General features: G+C 39.7%; 17 protein-coding genes and 1 other annotated feature (1 of these 18 running past the window's edge). Of the genes, 10 read left to right on the forward strand and 7 right to left on the reverse strand.

Annotated elements, in window-relative coordinates; genetic code table 11:
• Nucleotides 1–151: a binding site (T-box leader), on the forward strand (it extends 127 nt beyond the left edge of the window).
• An 84-nt stretch (nucleotides 152–235) separates the two neighbouring features.
• The 4 genes from R2B77_RS05890 to R2B77_RS05905 are packed head-to-tail and all read left to right on the forward strand — an operon-like array spanning nucleotide 236 to nucleotide 4,245.
• A complete protein-coding gene (locus R2B77_RS05890) occupies nucleotides 236–1,096 on the forward strand; it encodes an SAM hydrolase/SAM-dependent halogenase family protein (RefSeq protein ID WP_203247243.1) in 861 nt (286 codons plus the stop codon).
• 36 nt (nucleotides 1,097–1,132) lie between these two features.
• Nucleotides 1,133–1,690, forward strand: a complete 558-nt coding sequence (locus R2B77_RS05895) for an ECF-type riboflavin transporter substrate-binding protein (RefSeq protein WP_203247242.1) — start codon at nucleotides 1,133–1,135, stop codon at nucleotides 1,688–1,690.
• 19 nt (nucleotides 1,691–1,709) lie between these two features.
• Nucleotides 1,710–3,425 (forward strand): ABC transporter ATP-binding protein, encoded by a 1,716-nt coding sequence (locus R2B77_RS05900; protein ID WP_322555666.1) that lies wholly within the window; start codon nucleotides 1,710–1,712, stop codon nucleotides 3,423–3,425.
• The gene (locus R2B77_RS05905; RefSeq protein WP_203247240.1) at nucleotides 3,415–4,245 is read left to right on the forward strand and encodes an energy-coupling factor transporter transmembrane component T family protein; all 831 of its coding nucleotides are present in this window, start codon (nucleotides 3,415–3,417) and stop codon (nucleotides 4,243–4,245) included. Before R2B77_RS05900 ends, R2B77_RS05905 begins: the two co-directional genes overlap by 11 nt.
• A 57-nt stretch (nucleotides 4,246–4,302) precedes the next feature.
• On the opposite strand, the gene R2B77_RS05910 is transcribed toward R2B77_RS05905, so the two are convergent.
• Complete coding sequence (locus R2B77_RS05910; protein ID WP_203247239.1) at nucleotides 4,303–4,737, reverse strand: YkvA family protein; 435 nt, start codon at nucleotides 4,735–4,737, stop codon at nucleotides 4,303–4,305.
• 148 nt (nucleotides 4,738–4,885) lie between these two features.
• Between R2B77_RS05910 and R2B77_RS05915 the strand changes: the two genes are divergently transcribed.
• Nucleotides 4,886–5,500, forward strand: coding sequence for a DUF3298 and DUF4163 domain-containing protein (locus R2B77_RS05915; RefSeq protein ID WP_203247238.1), 615 nt, complete (start codon nucleotides 4,886–4,888; stop codon nucleotides 5,498–5,500).
• Between the two features lie 40 nt (nucleotides 5,501–5,540).
• Here the strand turns inward: R2B77_RS05915 and R2B77_RS05920 are convergent, their stop codons facing one another.
• The gene (locus R2B77_RS05920) at nucleotides 5,541–6,104 is read right to left on the reverse strand and encodes a hypothetical protein (protein ID WP_203247237.1); all 564 of its coding nucleotides are present in this window, start codon (nucleotides 6,102–6,104) and stop codon (nucleotides 5,541–5,543) included.
• Nucleotides 6,105–6,268: 164 nt separating this feature from the next.
• On the opposite strand from R2B77_RS05920, the gene R2B77_RS05925 reads away from it, so the two are divergent.
• On the forward strand, nucleotides 6,269–6,697 hold the full coding sequence (locus R2B77_RS05925; protein ID WP_203247236.1) for a protein-tyrosine phosphatase family protein: 429 nt from the start codon (nucleotides 6,269–6,271) through the stop codon (nucleotides 6,695–6,697).
• A gap of 43 nt (nucleotides 6,698–6,740) precedes the next feature.
• Here the strand turns inward: R2B77_RS05925 and R2B77_RS05930 are convergent, their stop codons facing one another.
• From R2B77_RS05930 to R2B77_RS05945, 4 genes are all read right to left on the reverse strand, one after another.
• Nucleotides 6,741–7,922 (reverse strand): MFS transporter, encoded by a 1,182-nt coding sequence (locus R2B77_RS05930; RefSeq protein ID WP_203247235.1) that lies wholly within the window; start codon nucleotides 7,920–7,922, stop codon nucleotides 6,741–6,743.
• Nucleotides 7,923–7,926: 4 nt separating this feature from the next.
• The gene (locus R2B77_RS05935) at nucleotides 7,927–8,337 is read right to left on the reverse strand and encodes a MarR family winged helix-turn-helix transcriptional regulator (protein WP_203247234.1); all 411 of its coding nucleotides are present in this window, start codon (nucleotides 8,335–8,337) and stop codon (nucleotides 7,927–7,929) included.
• A 126-nt stretch (nucleotides 8,338–8,463) separates the two neighbouring features.
• Nucleotides 8,464–9,642 (reverse strand): MFS transporter, encoded by a 1,179-nt coding sequence (locus R2B77_RS05940; RefSeq protein WP_203247233.1) that lies wholly within the window; start codon nucleotides 9,640–9,642, stop codon nucleotides 8,464–8,466.
• 110 nt (nucleotides 9,643–9,752) lie between these two features.
• Nucleotides 9,753–10,967, reverse strand: a complete 1,215-nt coding sequence (locus tag R2B77_RS05945) for an MFS transporter (RefSeq protein WP_203247232.1) — start codon at nucleotides 10,965–10,967, stop codon at nucleotides 9,753–9,755.
• A 137-nt stretch (nucleotides 10,968–11,104) separates the two neighbouring features.
• Here R2B77_RS05945 and R2B77_RS05950 point away from each other — a divergent pair, with 137 nt between their 5' ends.
• From R2B77_RS05950 to R2B77_RS05965, 4 genes are all read left to right on the forward strand, one after another.
• Entirely contained in the window at nucleotides 11,105–11,674 is a 570-nt protein-coding gene (locus tag R2B77_RS05950) for a nitroreductase family protein (protein WP_203247231.1), read from the forward strand.
• 112 nt (nucleotides 11,675–11,786) lie between these two features.
• Nucleotides 11,787–12,122, forward strand: coding sequence for a winged helix-turn-helix transcriptional regulator (locus R2B77_RS05955; RefSeq protein ID WP_203247230.1), 336 nt, complete (start codon nucleotides 11,787–11,789; stop codon nucleotides 12,120–12,122).
• A 10-nt stretch (nucleotides 12,123–12,132) separates the two neighbouring features.
• Complete coding sequence (locus R2B77_RS05960) at nucleotides 12,133–13,053, forward strand: DsbA family protein (RefSeq protein ID WP_212391421.1); 921 nt, start codon at nucleotides 12,133–12,135, stop codon at nucleotides 13,051–13,053.
• Nucleotides 13,054–13,174: 121 nt separating this feature from the next.
• Complete coding sequence (locus R2B77_RS05965) at nucleotides 13,175–14,083, forward strand: ketopantoate reductase family protein (RefSeq protein ID WP_203247228.1); 909 nt, start codon at nucleotides 13,175–13,177, stop codon at nucleotides 14,081–14,083.
• 62 nt (nucleotides 14,084–14,145) lie between these two features.
• On the opposite strand, the gene R2B77_RS05970 is transcribed toward R2B77_RS05965, so the two are convergent.
• Nucleotides 14,146–16,404, reverse strand: a complete 2,259-nt coding sequence (locus R2B77_RS05970) for a putative bifunctional diguanylate cyclase/phosphodiesterase (RefSeq protein WP_203247227.1) — start codon at nucleotides 16,402–16,404, stop codon at nucleotides 14,146–14,148.
• Nucleotides 16,405–16,478: the final 74 nt, after the last annotated feature.

The raw sequence follows: 16,478 nt of genomic DNA on the forward strand, positions 1-16,478 counted from the left end.
TTGCATCAGTAGATGAGCAGCGGGAATTGGTACCCGTTATCTATACCACAGTCTAAAATCCATTACGTTCGGATTTTGTACTTGTTGAGGTTGTCTATGTGAGTAGACAACGAAAAAAGGTGGTAACACGAATGTTCATCTCGTCCTTTTCAATCATTTAATACTTAATGATTGGATGGGCGAGATTTTTTGTTTTTTAGTTTCATACATTATAAAAATGAGGAGAGTGTTTAGTATGACAACAGGTTTATTAGTTTTTCAATCAGATTTCGGCAAAAGTGATGGGGCGGTTAGTGCGATGCATGGTGTGGCAAACTCCGTTCAACGTGGAATTCCTATTTATGAAATTACACATCAGATTCCTCAATATAATATTTGGGAGGCCTCATATCGTCTATTGCAAGCAATAGGTTATTGGCCAGACAACACTGTTTTTGTATCCATCGTTGACCCAGGTGTAGGTTCGGAACGGCGTGGGATTGTCGCTAAAACAGTCAACAATCACTATATCGTGACACCCGATAATGGTACGTTAACGCATGTAGCACAATTCATCGGCATTAGCGAAGTTCGAGAAATTGACGAAACCGTCAACCGCCTTCCAAACTCTGGTGAATCCCATACATTCCACGGACGTGACATTTTCGCTTATACTGGTGCACGACTCGCTTCCGGCGTGATTCAATTTGAAGATATTGGTCCAATTCTTGATACAAAAAAAGTGATTGCTTTACCACTACAAATCTCTAAAATCAGCAATGAAGTCATCACAGGTAATGTCGATATCATTGATAGACCTTTCGGAAATCTGTGGACCAATATTAGCAGGCAACAATTCAAAGAAATCGCAAAACAGCATGGTGACTCATTTGAAGTCGCTATCACAACAGACGGACGTACCATTTACAACAACATCATGACTTTCGGTCGATCATTTGCAGACTTACACATTGGTGAACCACTCGTCTACGTCAATTCTCTCGACAATATCGGTATCGCCATCAACCAAGGATCATTTGCTGATGCTTATCGCGTTGGAACAGGCACGAATTGGCAAGTTACGATTCGCAAAGCTCCTCGGATTGTTTACGAATAGGTAGCATTACAAAAAACTAATTAGGAGTGTTCATAAATGAGCAAATCAATTTTCACGACAAAAACAATTGTTGCTATCGGGATTGGAACGGCCTTATTCGTTATTTTAGGCCGGTTTGCTTCTATCCCTACTGGTATTCCAAACACATCTATTGAAACAAATTATGCATTTCTTGCACTTATTTCAGCGATTTTCGGACCAATAGCAGGACTCTTTATCGGCTTAATTGGTCACGCACTCAAAGATGCCATTTCATATGGTTCTGTTTGGTGGAGTTGGGTCATCGTTTCCGCATTCATAGGATTTGGAATTGGGTTATTCAAAAACACTTTTAGCATTCAGAACGGTGAGTTTAGTCGCAAGAAAATCATAACATTTAATATTGTGCAGGCCTCTGTACAGGCTATCGGATGGTTTGTTATTGCACCCATACTCGACATTATCATTTATGCGGAACCAGCTAACAAAGTGTTTACACAGGGATTCGTCGCAGGGGCCAGCAATATAATAACGGTTGGGGTACTTGGAACATTTTTATTAATCGCTTATGCTAAAACAAGAACTAAAAAAGGGAGCTTGAATTACGAGGAATAAAAAAAGGATGACAAACATGATAAAACAACCATTAATCGAATTTAAAAATGTCCATTTCAAATATAATAGTCAGGCTGAAGCTACTTTACTAGATATCAATTTAACTATTTACGAAGGCGAAAAGGTTTGTATAGTTGGGCCTTCTGGTTCAGGAAAGAGTACGCTCGTTCATTTATTGAACGGGCTTGCTCCTTTTGCTTATGAAGGCGAGCTTACAGGGAGCTTGAAGATTCGGGGAAAAGAAACGAAAGAGCTCGATATTTTTTCCATTTCACTTCTCGTCGGAACCGTATTACAGGATACAGACGGCCAGTTTATAGGCATAACCGTCGGAGAGGACATTGCATTTGCACTCGAAAATAATACGATTCCACTGGAAGAAATGCGAGAAAGAGTTACTCATGCAGCTACCATTGTGGACATGTCATCGTTCTTACACGCCCGAATCCATGAATTATCAGGTGGGCAAAAGCAGCGTGTTGCGTTAGCAGGTGTACTCGTCAATGATATTGATATCGTATTGTTTGATGAGCCGTTAGCAAATCTTGACCCAGCCTCTGGTTTATCCGCCATCGCATTAATAGATGAACTCCAAAAGAAAGAACAGAAAACCGTTATTATTGTCGAGCATCGCTTAGAAGATGTTCTATCCCAATCGGTTGACCGCATTATTTTGATGGATCAGGGTAGAATCATTGCCAACACAACACCTAATGAGATTTTAACCAACTCATTACTCCCTAAACATTCCATACGAGAACCACTGTACATAAAAGCATTGAAATACGCCGGCTATATGCTGGACGAAACAATAGACGTCACAAACATCGATCAGTTGAACGTAAAATCGGTCGCTCCGAAAATACGGGAATGGACAGAGAGTATTCAAATCGTAGAAAAAGATAACGAACAGTCTCCACCACTACTCCAACTGAAAGATCTATCATTTCACTACCAGGAAAATAATCCGATTCTCCAAAATATTAACTTGGACATTCATCAAGGAGAAATGATTAGTATTGTTGGTGCAAATGGAACAGGGAAATCTACATTTGGTAAACTATTATGTGGTTTTGTAAAACCGACAACTGGCTCGATTGAATTCAATGGGTTGAACAGTGCAAATGACTCGATCAAAGAACGCGGGCAACGAATTGGTTTTGTTTTACAAAATCCTAATCATATGTTCTCCAAACAGCTGATTTACGACGAAGTAGCATTTGGTTTACAACAAAAAAACTTACCTACATCTGAAATAAAAGAACGTGTGGAGGAGACTTTGAAGATTTGTGGGCTCTATCCATTTAGAAACTGGCCGATTTCTGCTCTTAGCTATGGACAAAAGAAACGACTCTCTATCGCATCCATTCTTGTATTGGAACCTTCTGTTATTTTGTTGGATGAACCAACAGCTGGTCAGGATTTTAAACATACGACCGAATTAATGATGTTTCTAGAAAGTTTACAGCAACGTGGAGTTACGATTATTTTAATCACCCATGACATGCATATTATGATGGAATATACAAAACGAGCAATCGTTCTGTCAAAGGGTTCAATTATTGCGGACAGCTCCCCTGCTCGTATTCTTGCTAATCACGATTTAATTGACCAAGCAAATTTAAAGCAATCGTCACTCTATACGTTAGCGAATAGACTCGATATAACAGATCAAGCACTATTCATCGAAAAATTCATTCAGTATGACCGGGAGGTGCGTTTCAATGAGCGGTGAGCTTTTAAGCTATATCGAACGTGATTCGATCATCCATCAGTTGACTGGTTCAGCAAAACTAATTTGTTTTCTGTTATTGTCCAGTGCCGCCATGCTTACGTACGATACGCGTGTCCTCCTGAGCATTGTCGTAATGAGTATCATTATTTTCATCATATCCAAAGTGAACATCGGAGAAATCGGGTTTATTCTTGCGTTTATACTGTTCTTTCTCATACTGAACAATATCGCCATATTTCTTTTTTCACCCCAGCAAGGAACACTTATTTACGGAACTTCGCATCCCATTACTGGCTCGATTGGACGCTATTCGCTTACACTAGAACAATTGTTTTACCAATTCAATATTTCACTCAAGTATATAGCGGTTATTCCACCCGCCCTATTATTTATCGTCACAACACAACCTAGTGAGTTTGCAGCATCCTTAAATCGAATTGGTGTTAGTTATCGATTGTCCTATTCCGTTTCAATCGCGCTTCGTTATATTCCTGATATTCAGCGAGACTTCAAGACGATTGCACTGTCACAACAAGCTCGCGGCATTGATATGTCTAAAAAAGCAAAAATAACAGCGCGCATTAAAAATGCTGGCTCAATTTTATTGCCTCTTATTCTTTCAAGTCTGGATAGAATAGAAACCATTAGCAACGTAATGGAATTGCGCGGATTTGGGAAACATAAAAAACGGACTTGGTACAGTTTTCAACCGATCGCTAAAAGGGACATCATTGCCATTGTGATTTCACTTGTTATTTTCTTGCTCATGATCGCCTTTATGTTTGTCAATCAAGGGCGATTTTATAACCCTTTCTTATAGCCTATAAGAAATTTTAAAAGGTGAGTGTCTGCATTTGAAAGCAGACACTCACCTTTTTCACCCTAGCAATTGCTTATCAATCTCTCCATAATCTCCATCATCACCAAAAAGCTTGATCAATTGCTGCTTCGCCTTATTTTTCACATCATCATCAATATGCTGAATGATTTTCATGACAGCTGCTGCAATCACACTGGCATCATCTACAAGACCAACTGCAGGAATGAAATCGGGGATAAGATCCACAGGAAAAATCAGATAGCTGAGTGCACCCACGACAATCATTTTAGACGATTTCGGCACTGTAGGACTTTTCGCGGTGTAGAACAACAGCAAACTATAATAGATCGTCTGCTTACCGGCCTGTTTACCGTAGCTCTTGACCTTGTCCCAAAACTTTTTATCGGAATAATGGTTGTCCGTTGCTGCAAGTTGGGATTCCGGATCAAAGTTCTTCAATTTTTCTTCATGACTCTGCTGTTTATTAAGCATCGTGTAACCTCCCTGATGTGCACTTAGTACATTAATTCTACATGGAATAAACCATAAAGTCATTTGTTAGCCTAGAACGATTCCTCTTCTTTTTTAACTCCATCCTTCATACGATGAACTATTCTAGTGAAAAGAGAGGATATTTATTATGGAACTTCCTGTGTCAATTGTATCGAAGAAATTACCTCATGCATCACCAAATGTAACTGTCTATTACCCCGTTGTCGTCCATTTACCAAATGCCCACGTGCAAAGTAAAATCAACCATGCCATCGTCACAGCTTTGAATAAATTACTCGTTGAACAAAGTTACTATGAACCCAGTCTTGTAGAATTACTTGCCTACTTTGAACTCAAGACTAATCAGCGTGGCCTCCTCAGTTTGAATCTGATTGTCTATTCATTCACTGGTGGTGCACATGGCATGACTGTCATTAAATCACTAACATTCGATATAAAAACTGGAAAACAATATGAGTTGAATGATTTATTCAAACCAGGTAGTGACTATGTAAAACAGCTATCGGATATTATTCGACAACGCATCAAAGACTGGGATATCGAACTGTTAGATCCGCCATTCAAAGAAATTCGTAGTGATCAGGATTTTTATATCGGGGATACAACACTCGTTATTTACTTTCAGTTGTATGAAATTACAGCCTATGTATGGGGATTCCCCTATTTCCCGATTCCGATTTTGGACCTTAAGGATATTATTCAACCAGATGGTCCACTTGATCGAATGATGGCATTTACATGATAAAGGCCTGTTGCTGAAACATCGGCAACAGGCTATTTCCTTACGATTTAACTTTCTTATATCTCATCCATCCGATAATCGTAAATAATCCTGCAATAAATACAACTCCACCGATAATTAAGTAAGTTGTTTTCCCACTCTTTATAGGGACTTCGTTATTTGACGGTATTTGTCCTTCGCCGAAAACCGATAAATCTTTAGTAGCATCCGCAAGTATTTTTGTTGGACTGCAAATGTTAGTAGATAATGATTGCTTCTCATACATATCGGAAAGATGGGCATATACCAAATAGTCTTGCCCTGTAACAAATGCTATGCCACAATCTCCACCACCACTACCTGTCGTTATTGCAACTTCCATCCCATCTGTCCCTTTCCATGTTTCCTTCACAGCAAAAAGGACGGTCTTGCCATATCCCCCTAACAAGCTGCTATTATCTTTAATACTAATTACTTCGCCACTGAATACTGCTTGAGCCTCTGAAAATCCTTGCTCGGGAGACGGCATCATCGCGCAAGAACAAGCCGCTGTAGGCATAGGATTTTGCAACAACACAAAAAATACAATTAGGCAAAGCGATAACAAAAATCTTTTTCGTTCCACAATAACATACCCCCTTCTTTCCTTTCCTATTAGTTCGTTTCACACCTAATGAAGTTTCAAAACTCCGAGCTATTTATTTTCCGGGAAATAACGGGCCAAATCCATGTACTTTAATTCGCCGTTCATGTACATTTAATCTAAACTTTGTTAGGAGGCGATAAGCTATGACAGCTCATAAAAACTATGAAGAACTAGTTCCCAATCGCATTTTCATTGGAGGGGTAGATGCAATTGACGATCTTCTTGCTAACGAAAAAATCGATGTCATCTATGACTTACGTGCAGAAGTAAAAGGTCCACTTTCAAGTGAATTTAGTATTCACCAACCTATCGTTGATGATGCTGAACATCAAGATCAATCAATACAAACGGCTGTATCAGAGGTCGTCAATGCCTATAAAGCTGGCAAAAATGTCTACTTCCACTGTAATACTGGACGTGGACGTGCTGGCACTGTCGCAACTGCCGCATTGTTAGAATTGGGCCTAGCCAATTCCGTAGATGAAGCCGAACAACAAGCGATGTCAATCCGTCCAACAATCAATGTAAAACCACAATTCAAAGAAGCCCTAAAACGACTATACGACAACTAAAAAATGCCAGCCTCCGAACGTGAGCGGAGACTGGCTTTTTTAGTTAACTACTTTGGATTGCTTCCTGCCCCTTCTGTTTTCGTTTGATAAACAAATAACTAAAGAAAACGAGGATGATGAGTGCCGCTGCTATTAAATAGACATTTTGATAACCAAAATGGATTGCAATTAGCCCCAATACATACGAACCAAGTGCCAGTCCCGAATCAAATAACGTGAAAAATGTAGCCGTTGCATAACCGCTTCTTTCATGTTTTGTCGACTGCACCGCAAGAGTTTGGAAACTCGGAACAAGTGCCCCATATCCAAATCCTACAAATACTCCCGCGATTAGAAATGAAAAAGCGGAATCCATATTGACCAAAAGGACAAGTCCGATGGCGAAACTGATAAAGCCAGGTATAATCACATAATGTGGTCCTTTTTCATCAAAAAGCTTTCCTGTAAAGGGACGTGTCATTAGCATAATTGCAGCAAACACAAGAAAGAAAGTACTCGCCAATGCCAATAGCCCTTTTTCCTGTGCATAAATGGATAAGTACGATAAAACACTCGCATAGGATAGCCCAATCATACTACCAAATAGCGCAACTGGCATTGCACCTTTTTCAAAGAGATCGCCAATTGACAATCTCTTTTTCCCAACAGTCTTTTCTGGTAATGTACCCACCGGCGCCATAGCTGAAATCAGGACTCCGATTACCATTAAAGCACTCAACACGATAAATAATACATCAAAAGAAAACGTTTGAATGATGGATAATGCAATGAGTGGACCGAGGACAACAGATAAGTTTGTCGACATTGTAAAATAACCAAGTCCCGCTCCCCTTCTTGCAACCGGGACGATATCTGCAGCAAGCGAGACGGCTGCTGTCGTTATAATGCTGAACCAGATGCCTTGCGCAAAACGCAAGACTAACAATGCTGCAAATGGCTGTATAAAATAATAGAGGATTGTACAAAACAAATAGAGGACGAGGCTAATCCATAGCATTTTACGCTTTCCTGCCACATCTAGTATCTTCCCAGTAAACGGTCTAACGACAATAGCCGAAAGTAAAAAGACCGTCATCAATAAACCTGCATCTTGATCTGTCCGACCCAACACACCTACCGCATAAAGAGGCAATGCAGTAACTAAACCATAAAAAACAATGAAAACAGCTATATTCGTAATAAACAAACTGATAAAAGATTTTGTCCAAATCGGTTCTTTATTCATTGAATTACACACGCCCTTCCTTATCCATCTTGTTCAGCAATGCTGACAATTGCACTTGCTCTTCATCAGACAAGCCTTCTAGAAATTCATTTTCAAAACGGATAATTGCCGACTTGATTTCCGGAAATTTAGTATTTGTATCTTCCGAAAGTCGTACAATTTTCTCCCGACGATCTTTTCCTTCATGCATCGTCAACCATCCCAATTTTTCTAACCGATTGACCGTCCGAGTAATAGTGGGCGCTTCAACGTTCAAATACTTCCATATTTGTGTTAACGTCATTTCACCATGTTGATGTATACAAAATAAGACTGTCCATTGGGCCGCGAACAAATCATACTTTTTCAATACTAAGTTTAATTCTTTACTCAACAGTCGTGTTTTTTGGAAAATATCATGGAATAACGGATTCACGCTGCCAACTCCTTTTATTTAGCTAGGTAACTATATAATTATACTTCGGTAATCGAAACTTGTAAAGGATTTGAATTCAAAAAAACAGGCCCGCAAATTTGCATGGCCTGCCTCTCTACTACTTTATTACTTAGCTAACATCTTCCCTGGCCCTTTCCACTTTATCGACACGAAGGTTGTCACAACAAGTACGATCAACCCAAGGATGAACGGATACAGAATGTGAACGTCAAATAGCAATCCTGCCAAGAGCGGTCCAAGTACATTCCCAATGCTCATATAAGCATTGTTCATACCCATCGCAAATCCCTGTTCATTCCCCGCCAATTTAGATATAAGCGTCGTCAAAACAGGTCTCAAAATAGAAGTTGCTAGGAAAATAATCATCGTTACACCGAAAAACATGATGTAGCTTGGTGCAAGTATGGACAGGAAAAATCCAACTGCGGCAACACCTAGAAAAATACTGAGTACCGCTGCTTCTCCAAATCGACGGACAACCCAATCGACCGCAAACAATTGGATAATTACGCTAATAATACCCGTAGACGTCACCATAATCGCAATATCCTTTGGAGATGCTCCGAATACATTATCAACAAAAAGACCTAACACCGATTCATACGCCATTAATCCAAAACTCATTACAAGTGTGATTACTAATGGAATAAAGTACGGTTTGCTAAATGACTGTGCAATTTCTTTCACCATCGGTTCAGGCTTCTTATCTGACGCTTCAACCGTCGTATCTTTACTTTCCTTCAACATCACTGCTGAAAAGAGTACAGCTCCTACTCCAACAATTGCTGAAATAAGGAGTGGCATTTTCAAACCGAAATCGGCTAAAAATCCACCTATCCCCGGTCCAATCACAATACCTAGCGACATCGATGCAGAAATAAAACTATTCCCTTTCGCACGCTGATCCAACGTTGTAATGTCAGCAACATAAGCAAAAATTGCAGGGACTAATAGCGCCGCTCCAACTCCACCGATGACACGCGACAGATAGAGAATCCAAATGGAATCAGAAAAATAAAAAACAAACATCGACAAAGCTAATCCGCTAAGCCCTGAAATAATCATAACTCTTCGTCCGTACTTATCTGCCCACTTTCCTGCAATCGGAGACATGATAAGCTGCGCACCAGCGAATATAGCTATCATCAGACCAGCTGCGGTTCCTGCTTGTCCAATCGATAATAGATACGCAGGTAAAATAGGAATAATAATGCCGAAACTTCCAATCGCAATAAACATATTAATCATTAATATAAGCATTTTCTTACGTTGATCTCGAGTCAAATTAGTTAACCTTCTTTCTAATCAGCCTATTTACGCCGACTCCCCATTATAATGAGATTTGAAAGAATAAGCTACTTATTTATTTCACGTATACTATCTTTTTTCCTTGATCAACTAGCGGCAGTAATTTTCCCATCACGCGGTAGCGCCAGTCCAACAAGCCCTATGATTGGCAGGAATGACACAATAATCATCGTCGTATAAATGCCAAGCTGATCCATTAATATCCCAATGACCACAGCCCCAATAGCCCCCATGCCAAATGCAAGGCCAACTGTCAGCCCTGCCATTGTACCAATTTTACTTGGCACAAGCTCCTGAGCATACACGACCGTTACTGAAAAACTAAGCATAATAAAGAAACCAATAATCATAAGCAATACAATAACCGCCCATAATGGAGAATACGGCAAAAGAATACAAAGGGGAATTGGGACAGCTAGAGACAAGACAATAACATTCTTCCGCCCAATTTTATCCGCAATAGGTCCACCGAAAAATGTACCGACTGCTCCAAGTGCTAAAAAGAGAAAGATATAGAGTAGCCCTTCCTCACTTTGTAAATTATACTTCTCCATCAAATGAAAGAGGAAAAAACTAGTGATACTAGTCACATAAAACGAACGAGCAAAAATAAGTACAAGAAGTAGTGATAATGCGATTCCAACTTGCTTTTTCGTTAAATCTCCAATAGTTGATAAGAGTACTTTTTTACGATTATTCAATTTCTCCTGATCCAACTGTTTTTTATACCATACTGAAATCTTCATCAATATAAAAATACCAAGCGCCGCAACCATCATAAATAAAGCCGCACTTTTTTGTCCGTAAGGAACCAATATGTATGCACCTATCAATGGAGCAAGTGCCTGCCCCGAATTTCCACCCACTTGGTAAATGGACTGCGATAGTCCTCGTTTCGAACCCGCCGCCATAAACGACACACGCGATCCTTCTGGATGAAATACTGCAGAACCAAACCCTAGTAGCATAACCGAAACAACAATCATCCAATAGTCTGGAGCAAAAGCAAGCCCCCCAATTCCGATAAGCGAAAATAACATCCCCGTCGGTAGTGCATAAGGCATCGGCTTTTTATCACTAATATAGCCGACGACAGGTTGTAAAACAGAGGCGACCATATTTAGTGCAAAGGCGATAAAACCAAGTTGGGTAAAGGTGAGTCCCTTCTCCTCTGCCAGCACTGGAAAAATGGCTGGAATCACCGCTTGAAGCGTATCGTTCAGTAAATGACAACCAGCGATGGCAAACATAACTGGATAGACAGGATTACCGAGTGTCGTTGGTTCTTTTATCGTTGTCATTTAATCTTCCTTTCCTTCATCGAGTACTTGAATTAGTATAGCTCAATTTTCGCAAAGTTGAAAACAATGACTTTCCTTTTATACCTGCTATACTAACAAATAGAATCATAATCACTTAGAGAAAGAGGAGATTTAATTTGAACATACATGAGGCGATTCAAACGCGGAGAAGTATCTCATTAGTTAATGAACAACCCGTTTCGAAAGAATTGATTGAACAAATTATTGAGGCAGGTACATTTGCACCCAATCACCATAAATCAGAACCGTGGCGCTTTTTCGTTCTACGCGGCGAAGGTAGAGAGAAATTAGGGAAAGTATTTAAAAAAATTACAACAGCGCAACAAGAAGATCCCCAGTCAGAAGAGAGCCAGACGAAAATCGAAAGAAGTGAACGCAATCCCCTTCGCTCTCCCGTCATCATTGCAGTGGGTGTTGAACCTGGAACCAAAGATAACATCATTTTAAAAGAGGAATTTGCCGCTGTCAGTAGCGCTGTCCAAAACATGCTGTTAACCGCACACGCTCTTGGTCTCGGTGCAGTTTGGCGAACAGGTGCGATTTGTTACCATCCAGATGTGCGCGACTTCTTCGGTCTGTCCGAAAAAGGTGAGATTGCCGCCTTTATTTACCTAGGCTATTCAGATTTCGAACCAAAACCTTATACAAGAACTCATTTCAAAGAATTAACAACTTGGATTGATTGACCAAATGTCCTTATCAAATTTGATAAGGGCTTTTTTATTGACTATACTTTTACATTCGATATACTTTATATACTAGATATAAAAAGTATAGTCGATAGAAGAGGTGACTGAATTGGAAGTTTGCCCATATTTAGAATCATGCTTTGAAATTTTAGGTAGACGTTGGAACGGACTTATCATCCATTACTTATCGAATTGCCCGGATTTCACTGCACACTTTTCCGATATGAAGCGAGATTTGAATGATATTACTCCCCGTTCTCTCTCATTAAAGCTAACGGAACTTGCTGAGCATGATTTAATTATTAAAAAAGTGACAGCTGAGTCTCCCGTCACGATTTCCTATCACCTATCTGAAAAAGGTCAGCAACTAGCAATCGCCTTGCAGCCTGTCCATAAATGGGCACTAAAAAATATCGTTTTTGACAATACTAATGAAAAGAGGTAATAGAATGGATATGAAAAACAATATGATGTGTGATTTGGAAACAGGCGTATGTGGACCTGGTGGTGATGACGAAGTAATGCAATTCATCGACCTCTCAGCACCGAAAAAAACGATCGATTTATACTATATAACGGATCCAATTTGTTCACATTGTTGGGCATTGGAACCCGTTTTCCGTAAGTTCACAGAGCAGTATGGACAATACTTTAATACACATACATTGATGGGTGGCTTACTAGAAAAATGGGACGGCTTTGCGGATGTCGCCAACGGCATCAACGGACCAGCAGATGTAGCCGATCACTGGAGAGAAGTCGGTGAACATTCTCGTATGCCAATTGACGGGACTGTATGGCTCACGAATCCTATTGAATCATCATTCATCCCTTCCCGCGTTTTCAAAGTAATTCACAAACAAAATCCAGATCTCGCGAATGCATTTTTACGCCGTGCACGCGAAGCCCTTTTCGCTTTCAATCAAAATATTGCACAAGATGACACGATGATTGATCTTGTCAATCAGGTCGGACTCAACGGAGAAGAAATCATTAAACAATCCAAACTTCCTGAAGCAGATACTTCGTTGCATGAGGATTTTCAGCTTGTTCGTCAATTAGGTGCTCGCGGATTCCCAACAATCGTTCTGTTAAACGAGGAGAAAAAAGGTGTCAAAATCGTTGGTGCTCGTGCACTAGAACACTATATTTCAGCTCTCCAACAAATGCTTCCTAGTGAAAATATCACTCCAAAGCAACAACCAAATTTACAAACATTGCTCAAACAGGAAAAATTATTATTCTCACGTGAAATTGAAGAGTTTTATTCAATCGAACAAAATGATGTCAAAGCGTTTATAAATAATCAATTGTCCACGGCTGATTACGAAATGAAAGAAATACTTGGCGAACAGTATATTACGATGATTGGTTAACTAATTGATGGCAAGTTGGATCAACACATTCCAGCTTGCCATTGTTTCTCCTACGAATATTCTTATTAATCTAACTCGTGTATACTAGAATGGACAAAACGTATATAAGGGGGAACAAAGCATGAAAATCCTAGTTGTCGGAGCAGGTGCAATTGGAGGTTACTTTGGTGGTAGGTTGTTGGAAAAGGGACAGGATGTTACCTTCCTAGTAAGGGAGGGTAGGAAACAAGCGCTCGAGAAAACCGGCCTACAAATCGAAAGTATCAACGGGAATGCCAAGCTAGTGCCTCGTCTCATTACAATAAACGATAGTGGAGAAACCTTTGATTTGATTCTCCTATCAACGAAGTCTTATCACCTGGCACAGGCAATCGAGGATATCCGTCCATTTGTAAATAACGAAACAACTATTTTACCTCTATTGAATGGTATAGCCCATCTCGATCAATTAATAGAGGCTTTTGGGGAAGATGCTGTTATTGGAGGACTTTGCTTTATTGAAACGACACTTGACGATCAGGGAAAGATCCTTCAAAAAAGCCCGAGTCACCAACTGATTTATGGCGAAAGATCCGGTGAACGCACACCTCGGATTGAAAAAGTAAGGGATGTTTTCAATGGAGCAAACGCTTCATTCGAATTGAGCACGCAAATCACTCAAGAAATGTGGCATAAATATCTCTTCATCACAACACTTTCTGGAATCACTTCGCTTATGGAATCACCAATCGGACCCATTATGGAGCTAGATACGGGACGACATACGGTCGAATCCTTTTTGGAGGAACTTGCAGCGATCATGCGTAAAATGGGTGCACCTATTCAAGAAACGATTACAACTGACCTGGCCAATAAAATAAGCTCGCTGCCTTATAACATGAAATCATCAATGCAACGTGACTTGGAAAAATCCCTACCGTTGGAAGCAGATCATCTACAAGGATACCTGCTACAACATGCAAATGGCATGGCAGTTCCGATACTCGAAACAATCTATACAAAGCTAAGGATTTACGAAAAAAATAACTAATAGAAAAACAAGACTGAATCAGTACTGACTCGGTCTTGTTTTCAATGTATACAAAAATCTTCTTATTTATTTCCTCTTAGTGCTCCCTGAATCTCGACAAAACTCGATTCAATCATTTCTACTGACAATGGTTTGCTAAAGAAGAACCCTTGCACTTCATCACAGTCATGCTCATATAAAAACTGAAGCTGTTTATCATTCTCAACTCCCTCAGCAATGACTTTTAGTCCAAGATTATGGGCCATCCGGATAATCGTAATGACAATGTTTGAATCACTATCATTATTATCGATATTCCAAATAAATGACCGATCAATCTTTAATCGATCAATTGGAAACTTCGTCAAGTAATTCATCGAGCTATAACCTGTACCAAAATCGTCAATGCTAATTTTAACTCCTAGCTCATTTAATTCCCTCAAAGTTGGAATTGCATGTTCTACATCCATTGTCATGGTTTCAGTAATTTCAAGCTCTATGTACTCAGGCTTTAACCCCGTATCGCATAAAACCCTTTGAACTAACTCCGGCAACTTATTACTTGCAAACTGATTGGAAGATAAATTAATCGCTACACTAAAGGGTCGGATTCCCATGTCCTGCCACTTCTTATTTTGCTTACACGCGGTCCGTAACACCCATTCATCCATTTGATTAATTAGGCCTGTTTCTTCCGCCAAAGGTACAAATTCACTCGGTAGCAACGTCCCCAATGTCGGGTGCTCCCATCTAATGAGGGCTTCTACGCCAATCATTGTATTTGTTTTAATATCAATTTGTGGTTGATAGTAAAGAACAAGTTCATCTGAATCTATCGCTTTTCGCAAGGAAGCTTCCAGTAGAATTTTGTCATGTGTTTTCGGATCCAGCTCATCTGAATAGAGAACAAATTGATTTTTCCCTTGTTTTTTAGCTTGGAACATAGCTGTATCCGCCTTGACCAGCAGTTCTTCCGTTGTTCGTCCATTATTTGGATAAACAGCAACACCAATACTAGCTGTAATGTGAAAATCATAGCCTTTCATCGCAAAAGGATTGTTAAATAGAGTAAGAAGCTGCTGACCAATTTGCTGCACATCATCTTGCTCCTGCAAGCGAAAAATTAAGACAAAATCATCCCCACCCACTCTTGCTATGAAATTATTTTCTCCAGAATAGTTGGCTAAACGATTTGCAATTCTTTTTAATATAAAATCGCCATCTTTTTGTCCTAATGTATCATTGACGATCTTAAAGCGATCCAAATCTAAATGGATTACAGCAAGTTGACCATTCGCTTTGTTCTTGTCACGTTCTTCAATCATATTTGTTAAATTAGCCAGTAAAAATCTGCGGTTTGGTAAACCGGTCTGTTCATCATGATTTGCCAAAAAGTTAAAACGCTGTTGTACATTGTAAACCTCTGTAATATCACGTAACTGCGCAAACACACCAATCGTTTGGTAGCTATCATCGTAGATAGGAAATGCATCAAACAGACAATATCGTTGCGCGGGGTCCCCTTCATTGCCAATCGTAATATACACATCGTCAAACCGTTTTTTTTCACTCAACACAGCTTCCATATACTGTCCAATACCAGTCAAGTGCCTTGCATGGTTTCCGATGACGTCACGAATTTTATTGCCAAGAAGGATTTCTGCTCTAATATTAAATTCTAATACGTTTCCCTCTAAATCTGTCGTGATAACGCCATATTGACTATTATCCATCATCACTTGGTGCAGCATATTCAACTGCCTATTTTGCTTTCGCAATACCAATTCTCTTTCAATTGAGTCGACCATTGTTGCCAGCAACATCGTTATCATCGGATTTTGGTGTGACAAGTCCGTTAGGATGACCAGTGAACCAAGTATTTCTTCTGTATCCGTATTTTTAAATGCTACACCATAGCAAGCCGTCGACTGCAGGTAATGGTAATAATGTTCAGCACCTATGAGTTCAACAGGCTCCCAGTGATGAGCCAATGATAAGTTAATGATGTTTGTTCCCATCGTATTAACCGAAAACTGAACACCTTGTTTGACACCAAATTTATCCACATATTGTTGTATAGTATCATCCCCGACCATGTCTAATATAACGCCATGCTCGTCTGAGACTGCTATTAGTAACGGAATGCCCTCCAACAACTCTGTAATCTTTCCGCTAAAAAGGCGAGTGACCGAAATGATTTCTTCATATAAACCTAATTTCGCCGAGTTATTTGTGTCAGAAAAAGGAATTGCTACAGAAGGTAACTCTTCTGGATTCATTCCTGCTTGTCGACAAAATTCATTTGTTTCAGCAATGAATTCAGCAATTGTTTTCACTTCCATTTCCCCTCCCCCCTCAAAAAATTACCAACTTATTCTTTTTATCATACCACGGAAGAATATAAAACGCAGTATAG

Source organism: Sporosarcina beigongshangi (genome assembly GCF_033485195.1).
In the GTDB taxonomy this organism is placed as follows: Bacteria; Bacillota; Bacilli; order Bacillales_A; family Planococcaceae; genus Sporosarcina; species Sporosarcina beigongshangi.

Coding starts and splice junctions, on each gene's coding strand:
- R2B77_RS05890 (WP_203247243.1), top strand. CDS start 236: ATGACAACAGGTTTATTAGTTTTTCAATCAGATTTCGGCAAAAGTGAT.
- R2B77_RS05895 (WP_203247242.1), top strand. CDS start 1,133: ATGAGCAAATCAATTTTCACGACAAAAACAATTGTTGCTATCGGGATT.
- R2B77_RS05905 (WP_203247240.1), top strand. CDS start 3,415: ATGAGCGGTGAGCTTTTAAGCTATATCGAACGTGATTCGATCATCCAT.
- R2B77_RS05910 (WP_203247239.1), bottom strand. CDS start 4,737: ATGCTTAATAAACAGCAGAGTCATGAAGAAAAATTGAAGAACTTTGAT.
- R2B77_RS05915 (WP_203247238.1), top strand. CDS start 4,886: ATGGAACTTCCTGTGTCAATTGTATCGAAGAAATTACCTCATGCATCA.
- R2B77_RS05925 (WP_203247236.1), top strand. CDS start 6,269: ATGACAGCTCATAAAAACTATGAAGAACTAGTTCCCAATCGCATTTTC.
- R2B77_RS05930 (WP_203247235.1), bottom strand. CDS start 7,922: ATGAATAAAGAACCGATTTGGACAAAATCTTTTATCAGTTTGTTTATT.
- R2B77_RS05945 (WP_203247232.1), bottom strand. CDS start 10,967: ATGACAACGATAAAAGAACCAACGACACTCGGTAATCCTGTCTATCCA.
- R2B77_RS05960 (WP_212391421.1), top strand. CDS start 12,133: ATGAAAAACAATATGATGTGTGATTTGGAAACAGGCGTATGTGGACCT.
- R2B77_RS05965 (WP_203247228.1), top strand. CDS start 13,175: ATGAAAATCCTAGTTGTCGGAGCAGGTGCAATTGGAGGTTACTTTGGT.
- R2B77_RS05970 (WP_203247227.1), bottom strand. CDS start 16,404: ATGGAAGTGAAAACAATTGCTGAATTCATTGCTGAAACAAATGAATTT.